Here is a 17,484-nt window from a genome sequence, read left to right as displayed (position 1 = left end):
GCACACGCATCTTCCCAACCTTATCGCCCCTACGGATACCACCACCCGCCTCAGACATTCCCGCCACATTCCGCCCCATTCTCTATGGACTCGGATTCCCCCGAATGCCCGGCCCCGCGTCGCATTCTCCTAGTAATCAGATAAGGATTGCGCATACGCTTTTGCATCGCTTCCCCTGCACCGAATATTGACATCACGTATTTGAGCAAATAGTGTCACCCTTCAACCAATCGTGCGAAGGAGAGTTCTATGTTGCTCAGGTCGTTTCGGGCTGTTGCCTGTGTCTTTATGGCCGCGCTGTTCCTCGTTCCCCATGCCCGCGCCGCGCAGGTGACCGACGCCCTCGGCGCCACTGTGGATGTGCCGGACTCCGTATCACGCGTTATCTGTTCCGGCTCCGGCTGTCTGCGTCTGCTCACCTATCTTCAGGGGCAGGACCTTGTCGTGGGCGTGGACGACATGGAAACCCGCCGCGCCCGGTTCGATTCGCGCCCCTACGCCCTTGCCACCCCGCAGTATAAAACCAAGCCTGTGTTCGGCCAATTTCGCGGGCACGACAACCCGGAGCGCATTCTGACGCTGGAGCCGCAGCCGCAGGTCATTCTGAAAACCTACGCCTCCAGCATGGGACACGACCCCGCCGAACTGCACGCCAAGACGGGTATCCCTGTAGTAACGCTGGCCTACGCAGACCTCGGCCCCAACCGCCCCAAGCTCTACCAGACCCTTCGCACCATGGGCGACGTTATCGGCAAGCGCCAGCGCGCTGAAGACGTCATCGCCTTTTTTGAAGACGCCATTGCCGACCTTGCCGCGCGCACGGCGGACGTTCCCGCCAGTAAGCGTCCCGGCGTCTACATTGGCGGCGTGGCCTTTAAGGGGCCGCACGGCTACCACTCCACGGAGCCGCTCTACCCGCCCTTTACCTTTGTGAATGCGCGCAACCTTGCCCACACCGGCGGCGCGGCAAAGGACCTGCGCCACAGCGACATCGCCAAGGAAAAGCTGGTGGAAATGAACCCCGAGGTGCTGTTCCTTGACCTGTCCACCGTACAGATGGGCGACGCCGCCGGCGGCCTGCATGAACTGCGCAACGACCCGGCCTACCGCACCCTCACCGCCGTCCAGCAAGGCCGCGTCTATGGCGTGCTCCCCTACAATTGGTACTCCATCAACTATGGCTCCATCCTCGCCAACGCCTACGCCGTGGGCAAAATTCTGTACCCGGACCGCTTTGCGGACATCGACCCGGCGCAGAAGGCGGACGAGATTTACACCTTCCTTGTCGGCAAGCCCGTGTTTGACGCCATGAATACGGCCTTTGGCGGCCTTGCCTACAGCCCGGTGCCGGTCAACTAGCATGCACTTTGCCGACGGACGCATCCCCGAAGCCTACTGCCGCTATCTGCGCGCCAAGCGCGTCGTCATTGCCTCCGGCGCGGTCCTTCTTGTGGGCGCGCTCATCATGGCCGTCTCCCTTGGGGCGGCCAACGTGCCCGTAAGTGATGTGGCCCGCAGCCTGCTGGGCCTCGACGTCTCCCCGCGCTGGGACATTATCATCTGGAACATCCGCCTGCCGCAGGCCCTCTCCGCCATGGTGGCCGGGGCGGGGCTGGCCGTTGCCGGGGCGACCATGCAGTCCATCCTGCGCAACCCCCTTGGCTCGCCCTTCACCCTTGGCATATCGCACGCCGCCGCATTTGGCGCGGCGCTGTCCGTTATGGTGCTGGGGGGCGGCGTTATGGGTTCCTCGGCCGCAGACGCGGTAACCATCACCAATCCCTACGTCACCACCGCTGCGGCCTTTGGGTGCAGCATCGGCGCGGCGCTGCTCATCGTCGCCATCTCGCGCATGCGCGGCACCACACCGGAGGTGATGGTGCTGACCGGCGTCGCCCTTGGCGCGCTGTTCACCGCCGGGACCATGTTTCTGCAATACTTCGCGGACGACGTGCAGTTGGCCGCCATGGTCTTTTGGACTTTTGGCGACACGGCGCGCGCCTCGTGGGGCGAACTGGGCGCTCTGTCCGCCGTCACGGCGGTGTGCTGCGCCTACTTCCTCGCCAACGCATGGAACTACAACGCCATTGACGCGGGCGACGAAACCGCCCACGGCCTTGGCGTACGCGTGCAGCGCGTGCGGCTGGTGGGCATGCTGCTGTCGTCGCTTTTGACGGCCGTCATCATTTCGTATCTGGGTATTATCGGCTTTGTGGGCCTTGTGGTGCCACACATGGTGCGCCGGGTCATTGGCTCGGACCACCGCTACCTGCTGCCTGCATCCATCCTGTGCGGCGCGCTGCTGCTGCTTGTATCGGACACGGCGGCGCGGCTGATTCTCTCCCCGCACATTTTGCCGGTTTCGGTGCTGACGGCGTTTATGGGCGCACCGGCCTTTATCTATCTCATCATCAAGGGGCGGGGACGATGAAACTCGACGTAGCTGGCCTTTGCTTTGACTATGCCAGTCAGCCCGTACTGGACGATGTAGACTTTCAGGTCCACGGCGGAGAACTCCTTGCCATTCTCGGCCCCAACGGCGTGGGCAAGACGACTCTGCTCAAATGCATCAACGCCCTGCACCGCCCCAGCAGCGGAAGCATACTGGTCTCCGGACGCGATGTGCTGGCCCTGTCGCCACAGGACATCGCGCGGACCGTAGGGTACGTGGCCCAGCGCACGGAAACCGCGCGCCTCACGGTGTACGACGCCGTGCTCATGGGCCGCAAGCCGCACATCCGCTGGCGCGTGGAAACACGCGACATGAAGATGGTGGAAGCCGTCCTGCGCCGCACCGGACTGGCGGACCTCTCCCTGCGCTTTATTGACGAACTTTCCGGCGGCGAACTGCAAAAGGTCGCCCTTGCGCGCACCCTTGTGCAGGAGCCCCGCCTCATGCTGCTGGACGAACCCACCAGCGCGCTGGACCTCAAGAACCAAGTGGGCATCCTGCACCTGCTCCGCCGGGTGGTGGATGAACACGACATCGCCGCTGTCATGACCATGCACGACCTCAACACCGCCCTGCGCTACGCGGACCGCTTCATCTTCCTGAAGGATGGACGCATCCATGCCTGCGGCGCAACGGACGAGGTCACCGCGCCTATGGTCAGCGAGGTCTACGGTCTGCCCGTCACCATCCACACCATTGACGGCAGCCCCGTTGTCATCCCGCAATGCCCACACACACCAGACGCCTCACAGGAGGACCCATGCCCTGCACCATCCCACAGCACGACCTTGACGCCGTCATCGCCTTCCACGGGCACAGCTGCCCGGGTCTCGCCATCGGCATCCGCGCCGCAGAGTTAGCACTCAGCCACCTTGGCCATAACGATGACGCCGACCTCGTCGCCATTACGGAGACGGACATGTGCGGCGTGGACGCCATCCAGTTCCTGACCGGCTGCACCTACGGCAAGGGCAACCTCATTCACCGGGACTACGGTAAAACGGCCTTTTCGTTCTACAGCCGCAAAACCGGCAAGGGCTTTCGCGCCATTATGAACCCCGCCGCGCGCCAGCCCAAAGAGGACCCAACCCCCACCGACGGCCGCACCCTTATGCGCGAACACTACATGACCATCCCCCTTGAGGAGATGTTCTCGCTGGACTGGGCCCCCGCTCCTGCCCCACGTCCGGCCTGCGTGCTGCAAAGCCTGACCTGCGAAACCTGCGGCGAAACCATGATGGAATCGCGCGCCCGCCACTTTGGGGGCCAAACCCTGTGCATCCCCTGCTTCAGCAAGGTGGAACAGAAAATCTAACCCCGCCACACACAAGCAGGGGACCAGCCTCCGCGGCCGGTCCCCTGCTTTTTTCTGTCGCGCCCTGTGCGCGCCAAGCGCTGCTGCGCGGTGTTTAGTCAATAGGCACAAGCACCCGCACGCTGGGCGGCAGGCGCTTGGTCTTCATAAAGTTCTCAAGACGCAGCAGCGCCGGGCGCGACAGTTCCGTGCCCTTGGCCATAATGTGCACCTCATCCTTGCTCCACAGGGCGTCGTCCAAAATCATACCCGGCTCCAGCTTGCCGAGGGCGATGTCGCGGCGGATGTAGCCGTCGTCGCGCGCGGCGCCGCGCTCCAGCGTATCCAGCACCCCTTCGTCGTACCACCCTTCGCGCGTGCGCATCACTTCAAAGGCCGTGTGCTTGTCCTTGCCGCTTTGGACAAGGTCGTCGTAGTCGAGGCTGGCCTTGAGGATGCGCGCTTCCATAAGCTGTTGCGGATTCTCGGAAAAGCGCTCGTTCTGGTGCGTGATAATGGTGGAGACGCGGTTCATGCGCGGAATATTCGCCAACAAAGATGCCGTCACCGAGGGGTGCATGTCGTAAATCTGCTGCTCCTCGCTGGTGAGTTCCTCGCCGGAAAAAAGCTTTTCCAGCACGTTGTCAGGAACCATGACGCACCCCACCTGACACAGCATGGACGCCAGTTCCAGATACAGCAAATTCTTCAGCCGAAGCTCCTTGCCCACGAACATAGCAAGGCGCTTAATGCGCTCGCTGCGGCCGAAGGCCTCGGGATTCACAAGGGCCAGCATATCCGTCAGCATCTTCACACTGCCGCGCAGGGTGCCGCGCAGCAGCTCCTTTTCCGACACCACAAGGGCATACTGCTTGAGGGCCACGTCCAGCGTGCGAATCATCTCATCAATAGGGCTGGGCTTGGTGAGAAAGCGGAACACCGAACCTTTATTCACCGCCTCAATGGCGGACTCCAGGTCTGCATGGCCTGTCAGCATCACGCGCACGGTATCCGGGCTGGCCTGCTGCACCTTGGAGAGGAAGGTGATGCCGTCCATCTTGGGCATTTTGAGGTCGGACACCACCACCGCGTACGGTCCAGACGAGGTCACCTTCTCCAGCCCTTCTTCCGGCCCAAGGGCCGTATCCACGGCGTAGCGCTTGCGAAGCGATGCGCGGAAGGTGTCCAGAATCTGCTGCTCATCGTCAACAAAGAGAACCTTATCCTTCATGATCAGCCCCCGTTAGCAACTGCTCAAGACAAATATCCCGCCATGTGACCAGCTTGTTCATCAGCCCAAGCTCGTGCATGTACTCCTCATCCAGCTTAGTGAACGTGTAGTCCTCGCGAATGATGACCAGTTCGTGCTGCAGGCTGTTGGCAACGTGCACCAAAAGCCCCGGCGTAATGCCCGGCCCGGCCAGCCGCGGTTCATGATGCGCGCGCACGGCCTCCACTGCAATTTCGGACAGCCCCCACAACCCAAGCAGGTACGCCCCCACCCGGTCGTGGGTGACGCCAAGCTGCCGCTGTTCCATATCCCGGACCACGCCCTCACCGGCCTGCACGGCGCTGAGCACCTTGCGGTATTCGGCGGGGTGCGTGGTGGCAAAGACAAACTTGCCAACGTCATGAAGCAGCCCCGCCGTGTAGCAGTCCGCGGCCACATCATCGCCCAGCCCTTCGGCGCGGGCGAGGGCCTTGGCAAAGGCCGCTGTCTGACGGCTGTGCTCCCACAACTTTTCCAGTGAATAATTGGAGTACAGCGACGCATCAAATTGCTGGATGAGTTTGGCCCCCAGCACCAACCCCTTGGTGACCTCCACGCCCAAAAGCGTCACGGCGTGGGCGGGGCTGTTGACCTTGTTGAACACACCAAAGAATGAGGAATTGGCAATTTTCAAAAGCGTTGCCGATATGCCAACGTCCCGCTCCACAAGCCGACCTATTTTTGCCAGTGACGGGTCCGGACTCATGAGTTCCTGCTGAATCTGCAAAAACAGGTCGGGCAATGCTGGCAGGGAGCCAAGGCGACTCACGCCCTGACTCACAGCCTCGTCCGTCAGCACATCGCGCAGGCGTTCCACCCGCTCAATGGTGCCGATAAGACGCTCCGCCCCGCAGGGTTTGGCGAGGAATTGGTGCGCCGGCTTCACCGAGCGCATAATGGGCTCCATCTCGGAATAGCCGGAGAGGATAATGCGGATAACGCCGGGGTACCGGCGGCGCACCTCGGTCAGCAGGGTTGCCCCGTCCATGCCCGGCATGCGCATATCCGCAATGACGATGTCGAACGGTTCCTGCTCCATCATGGCCAGCGCCGCGTCGCCGCTTTCCACAAACCGGGCCTTCCACACCTTTCGCTTGGAGTGCAGCACCACGCGAAAGCCCTGCAGAATATTCGGCTCGTCATCCACAAACAGAATCTTGGTCTTCATGGCAGCCCCTGCTGTCTGCTTCAATGCCGCCAACGCTGTGGCGGCACGGGTGCGTCAGGTTATGTCGCCTGCCGGGGCAGCGTAATGGTCATGGTCGTCCCCTTGCCCACCTCGGACTGCACGTCAATTTTCCCGCCGTGCTTGTTCACGATGATGTCATGGGTGATGGCCAGCCCCTGCCCTGTCCCTTTGCCCACCTCCTTGGTGGTAAAAAAGGGGTCGAAAATCTTATTCACGTTCTCCTTTTTGATGCCGCTGCCCGTATCCGCCACGCGCACGCGGACTGAGTGGTCGTCGTGGCTGGTGGTGATGGTGATGCGCCCCTTGTCGCCGCTGTCCCCCACCACCTCGCGGATGGCGTGGGCGGAGTTGACGATGATATTGAGCAGCACCTGATTGATGTCGCCGGCAAGGCACGTCACCATGGGCAGTTCCGCATCCGGGTCAAAGGAGAGTTCCGCCACGTACTTCCACTCGTTCTTGGAGATGGTGATGGTGTTGGCCAGCGCCTTGTTCAGGTCCACGGCCTTCTTTTCCTCGTTGCCGGGGTGGGCGAAGTTCTTCATCGCCAGCACTATGGACGCCACTCGCCCCACTCCGTCCAAGACTCTGTCGCACGCGCGCGGCGCTTCCTCGGCCACAAAGTCCATATCCGCCTCATCGGCCAGCTCCTCAAGGCGCTCCACCTCCTGCGCGGCAATTCCGGCATCCTTGGCGCGCTGGGTCAGCGCAGTGCACGCGCCAAAGACCTCCAGCATATCCGCAATGGCCTCGCGCAAAAACCGCACGCTGTCGCCCGCGTACTGAATGGGGGTGTTAATCTCGTGCGCAATGCCCGAGGCCAGCAGGCCGATGGACTCCATCTTCTGCGCCACGCTCAATTGCCGCTCCAAGTCCTTGCGTTCCGACACGTCAACAAGCACCACGGCCAGCCGCTCGTCGCCAAGATGGAAGGCAAATTTATCCACGGGCACAATGCGCCCATCCGCATGCTCCAGCACGGCGTCCTGAAACGTTGCGCCGTCCACAATGGGGTTGCACAGATAACGCCACGACTCCCCCGCCAAGTGCGAAAAGGCCTCGGCGCAGGGCAGGCCCGTCACCTCCGCCGCTGTCACCTCAAGAAGCGTTTCGGCAACGTCGTTACACGTGATGATGACGTTGCTGGCGCGGTCCACCACCACGTACGCCGCGCGCATGCCATCCAGAAGCCGGCTCAAAAAGCGCTCCTTGTCCCGGGCTTCAGCCTCGGCGCGGGCACGCTCCTGAATCTCCACCTCCATGGTGGTATTGATGGCCCGCAACTCCGCCGTACGCTCCTCCACACGGTGCTCCAACTCCTTGTTGCTCTGCTGGAGCGCGGTATGCAGGGCGCGGGTTTCTGTCATGTCGTGACCCACGGCCTGAAATTCCTCGGCCTTTTCGCTCCCTGCAAGGTTCACAGCACGGATGACCCACTGTACCCAGCGTTCGTTGCCGTCAGCATCGCGCATACTGGCCGAGTTGGACGTGACATCATGCCCGGAGCCAAGGCTGGCAAGGACCGAATCAAGCCAGCCGCTCTGCGCGTCGTCAAACAGCGCAAACCGCGCGCTCTCCACAAGCTCATCACACGGTTTGCCCGCTAAGGCGCAGTAGGCGGCGTTGGCGAAGGTCAGCATTCCGTCGGCTCGAAAGCGGCAAATAAAATCTGTCTGATCCTCAATAATGCCCTGCAGCAATAGCTCCTGCTCCCGCAGTTGGGTGGACTTGAACTCCAGCAGATTCATAATCTGCTCGCGCTCGCTGGCCTCGCGGCTGAGGGCAAGGTTTTTGTCCTCAAGCTCCCGCCCAAGGCCTTCCAGCTCCGCAAAAGGGGCCACAATAACCACGCGCCCAACCACCAGCATAACCACAGCCATAATGCAGGACGACCCCAGCATGGCCCACAGGGTGTGCTCCACATTGGCCGTAGCGGAATACAGCACCCCGCCAACCACCACTGCCTGCGCGGCAAGCACCAGCGTCATAAAAACCCAAAACATCCCGGATATGGAATCTGAGCGCATGTGTTCCACCGCTTTCCGCCACTGCGTGTGCGCCGCTATGGCGTAACCGTGCGGAAACCGGCCACGCCGCGCCAAGACTCTTCGCCAAACACACCTACACCATAGAATAATACACGCCTTGGCCCATGTGTCCAACACGGCAGGCACTTTTCACGCGCGCGGCGACGCCTCGGCCAATGCGACATGGCGCATCGCATAGGCCTCATCTATGCGCCACGCAGCGGGGCATATCCATTGCGCTTTCTTCACTTTTTCTGCTACTTATCGGTGATATGGACACACTGCGCACCATCGACACTTTCCTGCGTCAACGCGGCTGGATTCAGCCGGAGAACGCGGACATCGACATACAGTTTCTGGCCGCCGGGGAGTATAACGCCAACTACCTCGTCACCACGGACGGCGGGGCCACGCGCCGCGTCTTTCGCGTGAACCACGGTAGCCAGCTAGGCCTTGGCGACGCGCAAATTGAATATGAATTTGCCGTGCTGCGGGCGCTGGAGCATTCCGGCGTGACGCCGCGCCCCCTTGCCTGCGACGCCGATGCGGCGCGCGAAGGCCTTGGGCGCGGGGCACTGCTTATGGAGTACCTGCCCGGCCGCCCCCTCGACTACACGCGCGACACGGACGCCGCCGCGCGCATCTTTGCCGCCGTGCACAGTCAGCCCGTGAGCGACGCGCTCATCGTGCAGGCCAATCCCGTACGGGACATCGCGGGCGAAAGCCTTGGCCTCATCACCCGCTACGCCGACCATCCCCGCCCGGACCTGAAGGGCCAACTTCTGCGCTACCACGACGCCATCCGCGCCCTTGCGGATGATGCCGAAACCCTGTTTGCGCAGGACCCCATGGTCATCGTCAACACGGAGGTCAACTCCCACAACTTCATCGTAGGTGACAACGGCAGCGCGTGGCTGGTGGACTGGGAAAAGGCCGTGGTCTCCTCGCGCTTTCAGGACATTGGGCACTTTCTTGTGCCCACCACCACGCTGTGGAAGACCAAACACCGCTACACCGCTGAGCAGAAGCAGGACTTCGTCGCCGCCTACCTTCGCCACGCCGGGCTTGCCATGCCCATTGACGATGCCATGTACAGAGCGGACCTTATGGAGCGCACCATTTTGCTGCGCGCCATGTCGTGGTGCTATATGGCCTACCATGAGTACACGCGCAGTGAGCGCGCGCTGACAAACGACCACACCTTCACGACCATCCAAAACTATCTGGACAACATGGAATGCTTTTTCGCGCGCACGGCATAGGGAAGGACTACGAGGGCGCGCCCGTGCTGCGGGGGGTGGACTTCAGCGTGGAGGCCGGGGACATTGTGTCCATCATCGGCCCCTCTGGCGTGGGCAAGACCACGCTCCTCAAAATCATCGCCGGGCTGGAAACGCCGGATGCGGGCCGCCTTGAATTCAGCCGACCACCCAGCAAGGAAAATCCCGTCATACTTGTCTTTCAGGACTATGTGCTTTTCCCGAACCTAAGCGTGTATGAAAATGTCGCCTTTGGGCTGCGTGTACGGCGGATGCGGCGGGCCAGCGTGAACACGCGCGTTATGGAAATGTTGGACTTCTTCCACATGACGCAGCTTGCGCAGAAGTACCCGAACCAGCTTTCGGCAGGCCAGCGCCAGCGCGTGGCCATTGCCCGCGCCATGGTGGTAAACCCGGCCATGCTCCTCTTGGATGAGCCTTTTGCCAATCTGGACCGCAACCTCAAGCTGGAGACGGCGGAGTTCATCCGCGACACGCAAAAGGCCTTTGGCATCAGCACCATTGCCGTTACCCATGACCTTGAGGAAGCCTTTGCCATGTCCGACAAGGTGGGGCTGATTCTGGGGGGCGAGCTTGTGCAGTACGCACCGGCCGGGGACGTTTACGCCCATCCCGCCACCATTGAGGCCGCGCGTTTTCTTGGCCCCGTGAACACCTTGAGCGCGCCAGTCACCGCCCGTCTTGGCCTTCGCGACTGCGGGGACAACGGCTTCATCCGGCCCGAGGGCCTGCGCATCATCCCGGACGAAAACGGCCCCGGCACCGTGGAGCGCGCGGTGTTTGCCGGGCATTACACGAAATTTACCATCAGCGTTGACGGCGAGCGCCTCACCGTCTTTGACATGGACACCACCATCCGCCCCGGCACGCGCGTGCGGGTGGAACAGGCCCAGAACACCTAACACCCTGTTGGACTTCCCCCAATACAGGCTATAAAAATGAAACAATGCTCGGCGCGGAAAAAGCTCAAAGCCAACGCTGTGGCAGGCGCCTCCGCGCCACACAGCGCTCTTTTCAACAGCCAGCTAACCTCAGGATGACACGATGAAACATCTCCTTCTGCTCCTTACGGCGGCGCTTATGCTGTGCTCCTGCTCCGGACCCGATTCGGACAAGGAGGCTGTCTCCCTGCTGGACACGCCATGGCCCCAGATTGAAGCCAAGGCCAAGGACACCACAGTGCGTTTTTATATGTACGGCGGGCAGGCCAACACCAACAAATGGGTGGATACCTACGTCGCCAAGGAAGTGAAGCGCCTCTACGGCATCACGCTTGAGCGCGTGCCCATGGACGCCAGCGTCTTCGTCAACAAGCTCATCACGGAAAAGCAGGCCGGAAAGACCACAGGCACCATCGACCTGTTGTGGATCAACGGCGAGAATTTTAAGGCCACCAAGGAAGCCGGAGCGCTGTTTGGGCCTTACGCGGACAAGTGCCCCAACTACGTCGCCCACGTAGACAAGGAGCTTGCCGCCTACGATTTCGGCTACCCTGTCGAAGGCTACGAAACGCCCTATGGCAAGGCGCAGTTCGTCTTTGAGTACGACTCCGCCAAGGTGGACGCGCCCCCGCACACCTTTGCCGAACTGCTGAAATGGGTGAAGGCGCATCCCGGCCAGTTCACCTACCCCCAGCCGCCGGACTTTACCGGGTCGGCCTTTATCCGGCAGGCGCTCTACGCCGTAACCGGCGGACACGGGCAGTACATGTCCGGCTGGGACGCGGACCTGTTCACAAGCGCCGCGCCCAAGCTGTGGGACTATCTGAACGCGCTGGAACCGCACCTGTGGCAGGGCGGCTCCACCTATCCCAAGAGCGCCGCGGAGCTGGACACCCTGTTCGCGCGGGGCGAGGTGAGCATGAACATGTCCTACAACCCCTCCCACGCGCAGAGCAAAATCTTGGATAGCTCCTACCCAGACACGGTGCGCACCTTTGCCATGCAGGACGGGTCCATCTTTAACCTGCACTTCACAGCCATTCCGGCCAACGCGCCCAACAAGACCGGGGCCATGGTGGTGGCGAACTTCCTCATGTCGCCCGAGGCGCAGCTTTCCAAGTTCCGCCCGGAAAACTGGGGAGACTACCCGGCTATCGACCTGTCCACGCTGACGGACGCCCAGCGCGAGGCCTTTGCCGCGGTGGACCTTGGCGAGCCTACGCTCTCCTCCGAGGAACTCAGCGCCGTGGCTGTGCCGGAGATTCCCGCGGCCTATCTGGAAGCACTGGAAAAGGGCTGGGAGGACAATGTCCTCAGGTAAGGCGCAGTGGGGCGAGACGCTGCTGAAGCTCTCGCCCCTGCTCATTCCCTTCCTTGCCCTGTTTGGCGGCGGACTGGTGATGGCGGTGGGGCAATCCTTCGGCCTATGGGTGCCCATCGCCCCAGACAGCGCGCTGGCGGGCTACCGGGCGCTGTTGTCGGAGCATGTTTTGCGCTCCGCCCTGCTCTCGTTGTGGGTGGGGCTGGCCTCGGCCTCGCTGTCGGTGGCTCTTGGCGCGGTACTGGCCTACCTGTTCTGGCGGCTGCCCCCGCATCTGGAACGCTGGGCCGTTGTCGCCAAGGTGCCGCTCATCCTGCCGCACATTGCCGTCGCCTTTATCACGCTCATTTTTTGGAGCACATCGGGCGTGCTGTCGTCCCTTGCCTACCACTTGGGGCTGGTGGACGGCATGGACGCTTTTCCCTCCCTCATGTACGACGCCACCGGCACGGGCATGATTCTGGCGTATGTGTTCAAGTCCACACCCTTTGTCATCATTCTTGCCATGGCGATGCTCCGCCGCCTTGAGCCGCAACTGGTGGAGACGGCGACCATGCTGGGCGCGGGCGAGGTGACCGTCTTTTGGCGGCTGGTCTTGCCGCGCATCACCAGTGCGCTGAACACGGCGTTTATCATCCTGTTTCTGTACGCCTTTGGCGCGTTCGACATCCCCTTTCTGCTCAGCGGCAGTTCGCCGGGGATGCTGTCCATAGAGGTCTTTAACCTCTACTTCCGGCGCGACCTGGCCAACCGGCCCACGGCCATGGCCATCCTAGTGTGCATGTTCCTGTTCTCGCTGGCGTTCATTGTGCTCTACACCCGCACCGCGCGGCGCATGGCGCACCGGGAGCGCAAGCTATGAGGCTTGCCGCCAGCTTTGCCGCCCTTGCGGTGCTTGCGCTGTTTCCGCTGTGGGTGCTGGCCTGTTACGCCCTTGCGCCGGGCTGGCGCTTTCCGGAGCTTGTGCCCTCGCATATCGACCTGCGCTCCTTCGCCTATCTGGCATCGCAAGCGCGGCCCTTGGCCGGGCATATTGCGTGGTCCATCATGTATTCCATGGCAACGGTGGCGCTGACGCTACTCATGTGCCTGTCCCCGGCCCACCACTTTGCGCGGCGCGACTTTGCGGGCAAGAGCCTGCTTGAGGGCGTGTTCCTTGCCCCGGCCCTTGTGCCGCCCATGACGTTTTCCATGGGTGTGCATTATCTCTTCATCCGGCTGGGGCTGGTGGACACCACCCCCGGCGTGGTGCTGGTGCTGACGGTGTTCAGCTACCCCTACATGCTGCGGGCGCTGACGGCGGGCTACATCTCCATTGGCGAGGAGTACGAAATGTGCGCCGCCAACCTCGGCGCCAACTGGCTGCAGCGCACCCTGCGCGTGGACCTGCCCCTACTCTTTCCCTCCATCATCGCGGGCGGGTCCGTGGTGTTTTTGGTGGCGTTTTCGGAATACTTTCTGGTCTTCCTCATCGGCGGCGGAGCCGTGGATTCCTTTACGGGCTACCTTGTGCCGTTTTTGACCTCCTCGGACCGCAGCATGGCGGCGCTGCTGACCCTCATCTTTATGGCTGTGCCCCTCACGCTCTTCCTGCTCATTGAGTACGTCATGACGCTGCTCTACCGCCGCAAGGGCATGTACTAGCGCGCAAAAAAGCCCCCGCCGGACCATATGGTCAGACGGGGGCCGATGCGTTTCTGGGAACCGGGAAAAGGCCTCACGTTGTGGCGCTGCGCTGTGCCCGGAGCAAGAGGGAACACGATGCGGAAGAGGGAAGAGACAAAAGGCCTCATGGCAATCCTACAGCCGCCCCCACCCCGGCCCGGCATCTGGCGCGGCATCCGGCCCGGCGCCCCTCCGCGCCAAACGTGTCCATGAGCTACTTGGTTATGCGGATTTCCACATCGCCGCCGCCCACGCCCTTAAGCTCGCGGAGCATGCCAAGGATGGAACCGGAGATGATGCCCCGGACAAAATCGTTCATACCCACGGGAACGCCGCCGACGGTGACTTCCATACCGTTTTTGCGCGCCTTGCAGGAGTTTTCCGTCACCTTGCCGGAGACGATTTCCCGCGCCAGCGTGGCGCAGTCCTCCCGCCCGCAGGAGCCGCAGTCCAACCCCGGCAGGGCAAAGCCCTGCTCCAGCACACAGTCCGCCAGCGCGGCCACATCCGTCAGGTGCGTCATGCCCGGAACAGACACCTCGCCGTAAGTCGCCACGGCCAGCCCCTGATCAAGGGTCCCGGCGTCGGCAATACTGCGCAGGAGCATCACGCGCGGCAGCCAGCCAAGGCTTTTGCCGCCCTCCACCACAAGGACCTCACAGTCCATCAGCGGCGCGATGTCCGGCAGATAGCGCTTGCCGTCCCATGTGAGTATCGCTCCGGATTCCCACAGCCCCGCGCAGGTGCCGTAGGCCTCACGCAGGCGGGCTGTGTCCGTGCCCGGCGCGTCCAATTCATGGTGCGAAAACTTCGCCGCCGCGGCGCGAATGCCCCGGCTGCGAAGCTCCTCGCCCAGCTTGACGGCCAGCGTGGTCTTGCCCGTGTCCTTGTATCCGACAATGCTTATGGCAATCATGGGGTGTCTCCCGCGTAATGGTTCAGAGGTCCCACAGCCTTACAGCGAAGCGCCTGCTCTTGCAACGTCCGCCCGCGCCGGGGCTAGAAGGTGTGCACGGCCTGCGCGGCAAAACCAAGGTTCACGGCGTCACCGCACGCAATGCCGGATTCCAGCAGGGTACGCCTGTCCAGCAGCGCCTTGAAGTCCGCCTCCGCGCACCGCACGCCAAGCTCCACCATAAAGCCAAGGTCGCTCACCCGGCGCACCGTGCCCGGAAAGCTCACATACCCATCCGGGAGCGCCGTCCCGCGCGTAACGGCGACATCCTCAGGGCGCAGGGCCACATGGGCGCAGCGCTCCCCCGCCGCCTGCGGCAAGGGGCAGCACAGCCCGCCAAACCGGGCCTCCTGCTTGGAAAACGTCGCCGGAAACACATTCTTCATCCCCACAAACTCCGCCACAAAGGGCGTGCGGGGCTGGCAGAACACCTCGCGCGCGCCGCCCACCTGCTCCAACTGACCGCCGCGGAGCACGCCAACGCGCTGGGCAAGGAAAAGCGCCTCGGAAAAGTCGTGTGTCACCATAAAAAACGTGGTGCCAAGGTCGCGGTGCAGCGTCCTCAACAGCCCCCGAATTTCCTCCCGGAAGTTGGGGTCCAGTGCGGACAGCGGCTCATCAAGAAGCAGCACGCGCGGATTCACCGCAAGGGCGCGGGCAAGGCACACGCGCTGTTGTTCGCCGCCGCTCAGGGCGCGCACGCCCCGCCCGGCAATGCGCGTCAGGCCCAGCATCTCCACCAGCCAATCCACGCGCCGCCGCGCCTCGGTGCGGTCCACATCGTGGTAACGCAGGCCGTAGGTGATGTTCTGCATCACGGACATGTGCGGAAAGAGCGCGTTGTCCTGATATACAATGCCAACACCGCGCCGCTCCGGCGGTAGGTCCGTCACATCGCGCCCGTTGACGGCTATGCGCCCTTTCGCCTGCGGCACCAGCCCCGCGACGGACTCCAAAACCAGCGACTTCCCCGACCCCGTCGGCCCGATGAGCGCAAAGAACTCCCCGTCCGCCACGTCAAGGTTCACATCCCGCACGGCAAAGTCCGCAAAGGTGATATTCAGGTCCGAAATGCGAATCATGCCGCCGTCCTCCTCTGCGGCAGGGTAATGCCTCGCAGCAGCAGGAACAGCACGAGGCACACGCCAATCAGCCACACCGCCACGGGCTGAGAATACTTGAGTCCATAGGCCGTAAAGCGCTCGTACATGAGCACAGGCGCAACCTTGGGGTGATAGGCCACGATGATGATGGCCCCAAATTCGCTCACCGCACGGGCCATGCACATGATGACGCCCGCCAGCATATGCCGCCAACACAGCGGCACGGTAACGCGGAAAAACGTGGCCCCGCGCCCCGCCCCCAAACTGCGCGACACATTCTCCAGCCGCACGGGCACGCTCTCGAAGCCATTTTTGGCGGCGCTGATGTAAAACGGCAGGCCCACAAAGGCCATCACGGCGATGATGCCCGTGGCCGTCCCCATCAAACGCAGGCCCACAGCGCCAAGGGCATCGCCCAGCCAATGCCCGCGCCCGGCAAGGCTAAGCAGGGCAATGCCCACCACCGGGTGCGGCAGCATTATGGGCAGGTCAATACAGCTCTCCACAAGCCGCTTGCCCCAAAATTCCGTCCGCGCCAGCAGCCACGCCAAGGGCGTCCCAAGAACGAACACCCCAAGGGCGGCCGTGCCGGACGTCCACACGGACAGCCAAATGGATGAGCGCACCTCCGGGTCCAGCGCCGTTTCCCACAACACCTCAAGGCTGGGCTGCGAGACCATCTCGTATAGGGGCAGCAGGATGAAGGCCATCACCACCACCCCGCACGCCGAACACAGCCAGATAAAAAGCCCGCCGGGCAGGGCAAGGCCTGTGGCCTGCCCCGCCTGGCGGGTCAAAGTAGTCGTTTGTGCCGTCATAACGTCGCCTAGTTGCGAACCTCAACCAGCGGCTGTAGCTGCGTGGCAAGGCCATTCTTCATGGCATCGGAGGACACGCGGGCCGGGACAAACGGCGGCTGGCCCATCTCGCGCAGGACCTTCAGCCCGCCCTCGGGGTCCAGCAGGTAGGCCATAAAGGCTTCTGCGGCTTCGCGGTTGGGGGCGTCCTTCAGGATGGTCACGCCGTAGGTGCAGGACTTGCCCGTACGGGTCATGAACGTGCCGGGCTTCTTGCCGGTCACCTTCACCTTGGCCAGCTTATAGAAGGGGTCCATCTTGTAGTTGCCAAGATTGATATGGTCATCAAGGGTGACGTACTTCAGGCCATGCTGCACTGCCACGGACAGGTACTCCCACGCGTAATCCATGTTGCCGCTTTCCAGCAGGGAGATAAGCTCCACGGACTTGGGGCGCACGTTTTCCTTGGGGCGGTTGGCGAGCAGGTCGTCGTAGAGGCCGTCGCGGTCATAGAACTTCTCGGCCAACTGGAGCACCATCAGGCTGCGGTAGCCGCAGGGGTCCAGATTCGGGTCGGAATGGCCCCACACCACGCCCTTGCGCTGGAGGATATCCATCCAGTTCTTGTCGTTGATTTCGCCCGCGTACTTGCTCTTGTCCGTGTAGCACAGCACCAGCTGGTTGGTGGCAAAGCGGATGTTCACATCGGTGAATTTGGGCACCAGCGTTTTGTCGATGACCATGTAGTCGGCGGAGGCCATCAGGTCGGCGGGCTTGCCCAGCTCGGAAATCATGCGCGCCATTTTGGTGCTGCCACCTGCTTCACGCAGCACGTCCACCTTGGGGTATTTGGCCTCAAAATTCTTTTCAATGGTCTTGAAGGGTACGGACAGGCTGCCAGCATGGAAGATGGTGAGCTTGCCGGTAGGTTCGGCACTGGCCATGGGCGCAGCGCAGGCAAAAACCAGCGCCGCCACCGCGATGATGCGAAGTGTGTGTCTGATGCGGCTCATTACGTTAGGCTCCTTGTATCGGTTCAGGATCACACAGTCGAAATCGCCCCCGTCCTCAACACGGGCGGAAGCCATACCGCCATAGCACCCTCAGGATTTTATGGTCAATTTGTTTCGGCCTTCGCCTAGTAGTCCGATAGGAAAAACCAATACAAACCAAAACCACCCATAAACGAC

16 protein-coding genes are annotated in these 17,484 nt (G+C 62.3%); 9 read left to right on the top strand and 7 right to left on the bottom strand.

The genetic code is table 11. From position 1 onward, the window contains the following. Window positions 1-249: 249 nt before the first annotated feature. From ACI3L3_RS07545 to ACI3L3_RS07530, 4 genes are read left to right on the top strand one after another with little or no spacing between them, the layout of a single operon-like run. Complete coding sequence (locus ACI3L3_RS07545; protein WP_404844496.1) at window positions 250-1,359, top strand: iron ABC transporter substrate-binding protein; 1,110 nt, start codon at window positions 250-252, stop codon at window positions 1,357-1,359. A 1-nt stretch (window position 1,360) separates the two neighbouring features. Then, the gene (locus tag ACI3L3_RS07540) at window positions 1,361-2,431 is read left to right on the top strand and encodes a FecCD family ABC transporter permease (RefSeq protein WP_404844495.1); all 1,071 of its coding nucleotides are present in this window, start codon (window positions 1,361-1,363) and stop codon (window positions 2,429-2,431) included. After that, window positions 2,428-3,312, top strand: a complete 885-nt coding sequence (locus ACI3L3_RS07535) for an ABC transporter ATP-binding protein (RefSeq protein ID WP_404844494.1) — start codon at window positions 2,428-2,430, stop codon at window positions 3,310-3,312. Before ACI3L3_RS07540 ends, ACI3L3_RS07535 begins: the two co-directional genes overlap by 4 nt. Continuing rightward, window positions 3,213-3,767 carry an FmdE family protein gene (locus tag ACI3L3_RS07530; protein WP_404844493.1) on the top strand — a complete coding sequence of 185 codons (555 nt, stop codon included), beginning with the start codon at window positions 3,213-3,215 and terminating at the stop codon, window positions 3,765-3,767. The genes ACI3L3_RS07535 and ACI3L3_RS07530 overlap by 100 nt, the downstream gene beginning before the upstream one ends. Before the next feature lie 94 nt (window positions 3,768-3,861). On the opposite strand, the gene ACI3L3_RS07525 is transcribed toward ACI3L3_RS07530, so the two are convergent. Genes ACI3L3_RS07525 through ACI3L3_RS07515 form a run of 3 tightly spaced genes read right to left on the bottom strand, consistent with a single transcriptional unit; the run spans window position 3,862 to window position 8,232 of the window. Then, on the bottom strand, window positions 3,862-4,977 hold the full coding sequence (locus ACI3L3_RS07525; RefSeq protein WP_404844492.1) for an HD domain-containing phosphohydrolase: 1,116 nt from the start codon (window positions 4,975-4,977) through the stop codon (window positions 3,862-3,864). Next, window positions 4,967-6,184: an HDOD domain-containing protein gene (locus ACI3L3_RS07520; RefSeq protein ID WP_404844491.1), complete on the bottom strand. Its 1,218-nt coding sequence runs from the start codon at window positions 6,182-6,184 to the stop codon at window positions 4,967-4,969. The genes ACI3L3_RS07525 and ACI3L3_RS07520 overlap by 11 nt, the downstream gene beginning before the upstream one ends. A 59-nt stretch (window positions 6,185-6,243) precedes the next feature. Continuing rightward, entirely contained in the window at window positions 6,244-8,232 is a 1,989-nt protein-coding gene (locus tag ACI3L3_RS07515; RefSeq protein WP_404844490.1) for an ATP-binding protein, read from the bottom strand. Window positions 8,233-8,504: 272 nt separating this feature from the next. Between ACI3L3_RS07515 and ACI3L3_RS07510 the strand changes: the two genes are divergently transcribed. The 5 genes from ACI3L3_RS07510 to ACI3L3_RS07490 all read left to right on the top strand — a co-directional run bounded on the left by ACI3L3_RS07510 (window position 8,505) and on the right by ACI3L3_RS07490 (window position 13,418). Beyond that, window positions 8,505-9,494, top strand: a complete 990-nt coding sequence (locus tag ACI3L3_RS07510) for an aminoglycoside phosphotransferase family protein (RefSeq protein WP_404844489.1) — start codon at window positions 8,505-8,507, stop codon at window positions 9,492-9,494. Continuing rightward, window positions 9,470-10,414, top strand: a complete 945-nt coding sequence (locus ACI3L3_RS07505; protein WP_404844488.1) for an ABC transporter ATP-binding protein — start codon at window positions 9,470-9,472, stop codon at window positions 10,412-10,414. Before ACI3L3_RS07510 ends, ACI3L3_RS07505 begins: the two co-directional genes overlap by 25 nt. A gap of 142 nt (window positions 10,415-10,556) precedes the next feature. Beyond that, window positions 10,557-11,774, top strand: coding sequence for an ABC transporter substrate-binding protein (locus tag ACI3L3_RS07500; RefSeq protein ID WP_404844487.1), 1,218 nt, complete (start codon window positions 10,557-10,559; stop codon window positions 11,772-11,774). Continuing rightward, a complete protein-coding gene (locus tag ACI3L3_RS07495) occupies window positions 11,761-12,636 on the top strand; it encodes an ABC transporter permease (protein WP_404844486.1) in 876 nt (291 codons plus the stop codon). The genes ACI3L3_RS07500 and ACI3L3_RS07495 overlap by 14 nt, the downstream gene beginning before the upstream one ends. Next, on the top strand, window positions 12,633-13,418 hold the full coding sequence (locus ACI3L3_RS07490) for an ABC transporter permease (protein WP_404844485.1): 786 nt from the start codon (window positions 12,633-12,635) through the stop codon (window positions 13,416-13,418). Before ACI3L3_RS07495 ends, ACI3L3_RS07490 begins: the two co-directional genes overlap by 4 nt. A 235-nt stretch (window positions 13,419-13,653) precedes the next feature. On the opposite strand, the gene ACI3L3_RS07485 is transcribed toward ACI3L3_RS07490, so the two are convergent. The 4 genes from ACI3L3_RS07485 to wtpA all read right to left on the bottom strand — a co-directional run bounded on the left by ACI3L3_RS07485 (window position 13,654) and on the right by wtpA (window position 17,307). Then, a complete protein-coding gene (locus ACI3L3_RS07485) occupies window positions 13,654-14,355 on the bottom strand; it encodes a molybdopterin-guanine dinucleotide biosynthesis protein MobB (protein ID WP_404844484.1) in 702 nt (233 codons plus the stop codon). Between the two features lie 83 nt (window positions 14,356-14,438). Beyond that, entirely contained in the window at window positions 14,439-15,476 is a 1,038-nt protein-coding gene (locus ACI3L3_RS07480) for an ABC transporter ATP-binding protein (RefSeq protein ID WP_404844483.1), read from the bottom strand. Continuing rightward, entirely contained in the window at window positions 15,473-16,315 is an 843-nt protein-coding gene (locus ACI3L3_RS07475; protein WP_404844482.1) for an ABC transporter permease, read from the bottom strand. Before ACI3L3_RS07475 ends, ACI3L3_RS07480 begins: the two co-directional genes overlap by 4 nt. An 8-nt stretch (window positions 16,316-16,323) precedes the next feature. Continuing rightward, window positions 16,324-17,307 carry a tungstate ABC transporter substrate-binding protein WtpA gene (wtpA, locus tag ACI3L3_RS07470; protein WP_404844481.1) on the bottom strand — a complete coding sequence of 328 codons (984 nt, stop codon included), beginning with the start codon at window positions 17,305-17,307 and terminating at the stop codon, window positions 16,324-16,326. Between the last annotated feature and the right edge of the window lie 177 nt (window positions 17,308-17,484).

It is taken from the genome of Desulfobaculum sp. SPO524, from assembly GCF_044987625.1.
In the GTDB taxonomy this organism is placed as follows: Bacteria; Desulfobacterota; Desulfovibrionia; order Desulfovibrionales; family Desulfovibrionaceae; genus Desulfobaculum.
This window is presented reverse-complemented; position numbering and strand designations above follow the sequence as displayed.

Coding starts and splice junctions, on each gene's coding strand:
- ACI3L3_RS07525 (WP_404844492.1), bottom strand. CDS start 4,977: ATGAAGGATAAGGTTCTCTTTGTTGACGATGAGCAGCAGATTCTGGAC.
- ACI3L3_RS07480 (WP_404844483.1), bottom strand. CDS start 15,476: ATGATTCGCATTTCGGACCTGAATATCACCTTTGCGGACTTTGCCGTG.
- wtpA (WP_404844481.1), bottom strand. CDS start 17,307: ATGAGCCGCATCAGACACACACTTCGCATCATCGCGGTGGCGGCGCTG.
- ACI3L3_RS07545 (WP_404844496.1), top strand. CDS start 250: ATGTTGCTCAGGTCGTTTCGGGCTGTTGCCTGTGTCTTTATGGCCGCG.
- ACI3L3_RS07535 (WP_404844494.1), top strand. CDS start 2,428: ATGAAACTCGACGTAGCTGGCCTTTGCTTTGACTATGCCAGTCAGCCC.
- ACI3L3_RS07515 (WP_404844490.1), bottom strand. CDS start 8,232: ATGCGCTCAGATTCCATATCCGGGATGTTTTGGGTTTTTATGACGCTG.
- ACI3L3_RS07485 (WP_404844484.1), bottom strand. CDS start 14,355: ATGATTGCCATAAGCATTGTCGGATACAAGGACACGGGCAAGACCACG.
- ACI3L3_RS07540 (WP_404844495.1), top strand. CDS start 1,361: ATGCACTTTGCCGACGGACGCATCCCCGAAGCCTACTGCCGCTATCTG.
- ACI3L3_RS07505 (WP_404844488.1), top strand. CDS start 9,470: ATGCTTTTTCGCGCGCACGGCATAGGGAAGGACTACGAGGGCGCGCCC.
- ACI3L3_RS07510 (WP_404844489.1), top strand. CDS start 8,505: ATGGACACACTGCGCACCATCGACACTTTCCTGCGTCAACGCGGCTGG.
- ACI3L3_RS07500 (WP_404844487.1), top strand. CDS start 10,557: ATGAAACATCTCCTTCTGCTCCTTACGGCGGCGCTTATGCTGTGCTCC.
- ACI3L3_RS07520 (WP_404844491.1), bottom strand. CDS start 6,184: ATGAAGACCAAGATTCTGTTTGTGGATGACGAGCCGAATATTCTGCAG.
- ACI3L3_RS07490 (WP_404844485.1), top strand. CDS start 12,633: ATGAGGCTTGCCGCCAGCTTTGCCGCCCTTGCGGTGCTTGCGCTGTTT.
- ACI3L3_RS07530 (WP_404844493.1), top strand. CDS start 3,213: ATGCCCTGCACCATCCCACAGCACGACCTTGACGCCGTCATCGCCTTC.
- ACI3L3_RS07475 (WP_404844482.1), bottom strand. CDS start 16,315: ATGACGGCACAAACGACTACTTTGACCCGCCAGGCGGGGCAGGCCACA.
- ACI3L3_RS07495 (WP_404844486.1), top strand. CDS start 11,761: ATGTCCTCAGGTAAGGCGCAGTGGGGCGAGACGCTGCTGAAGCTCTCG.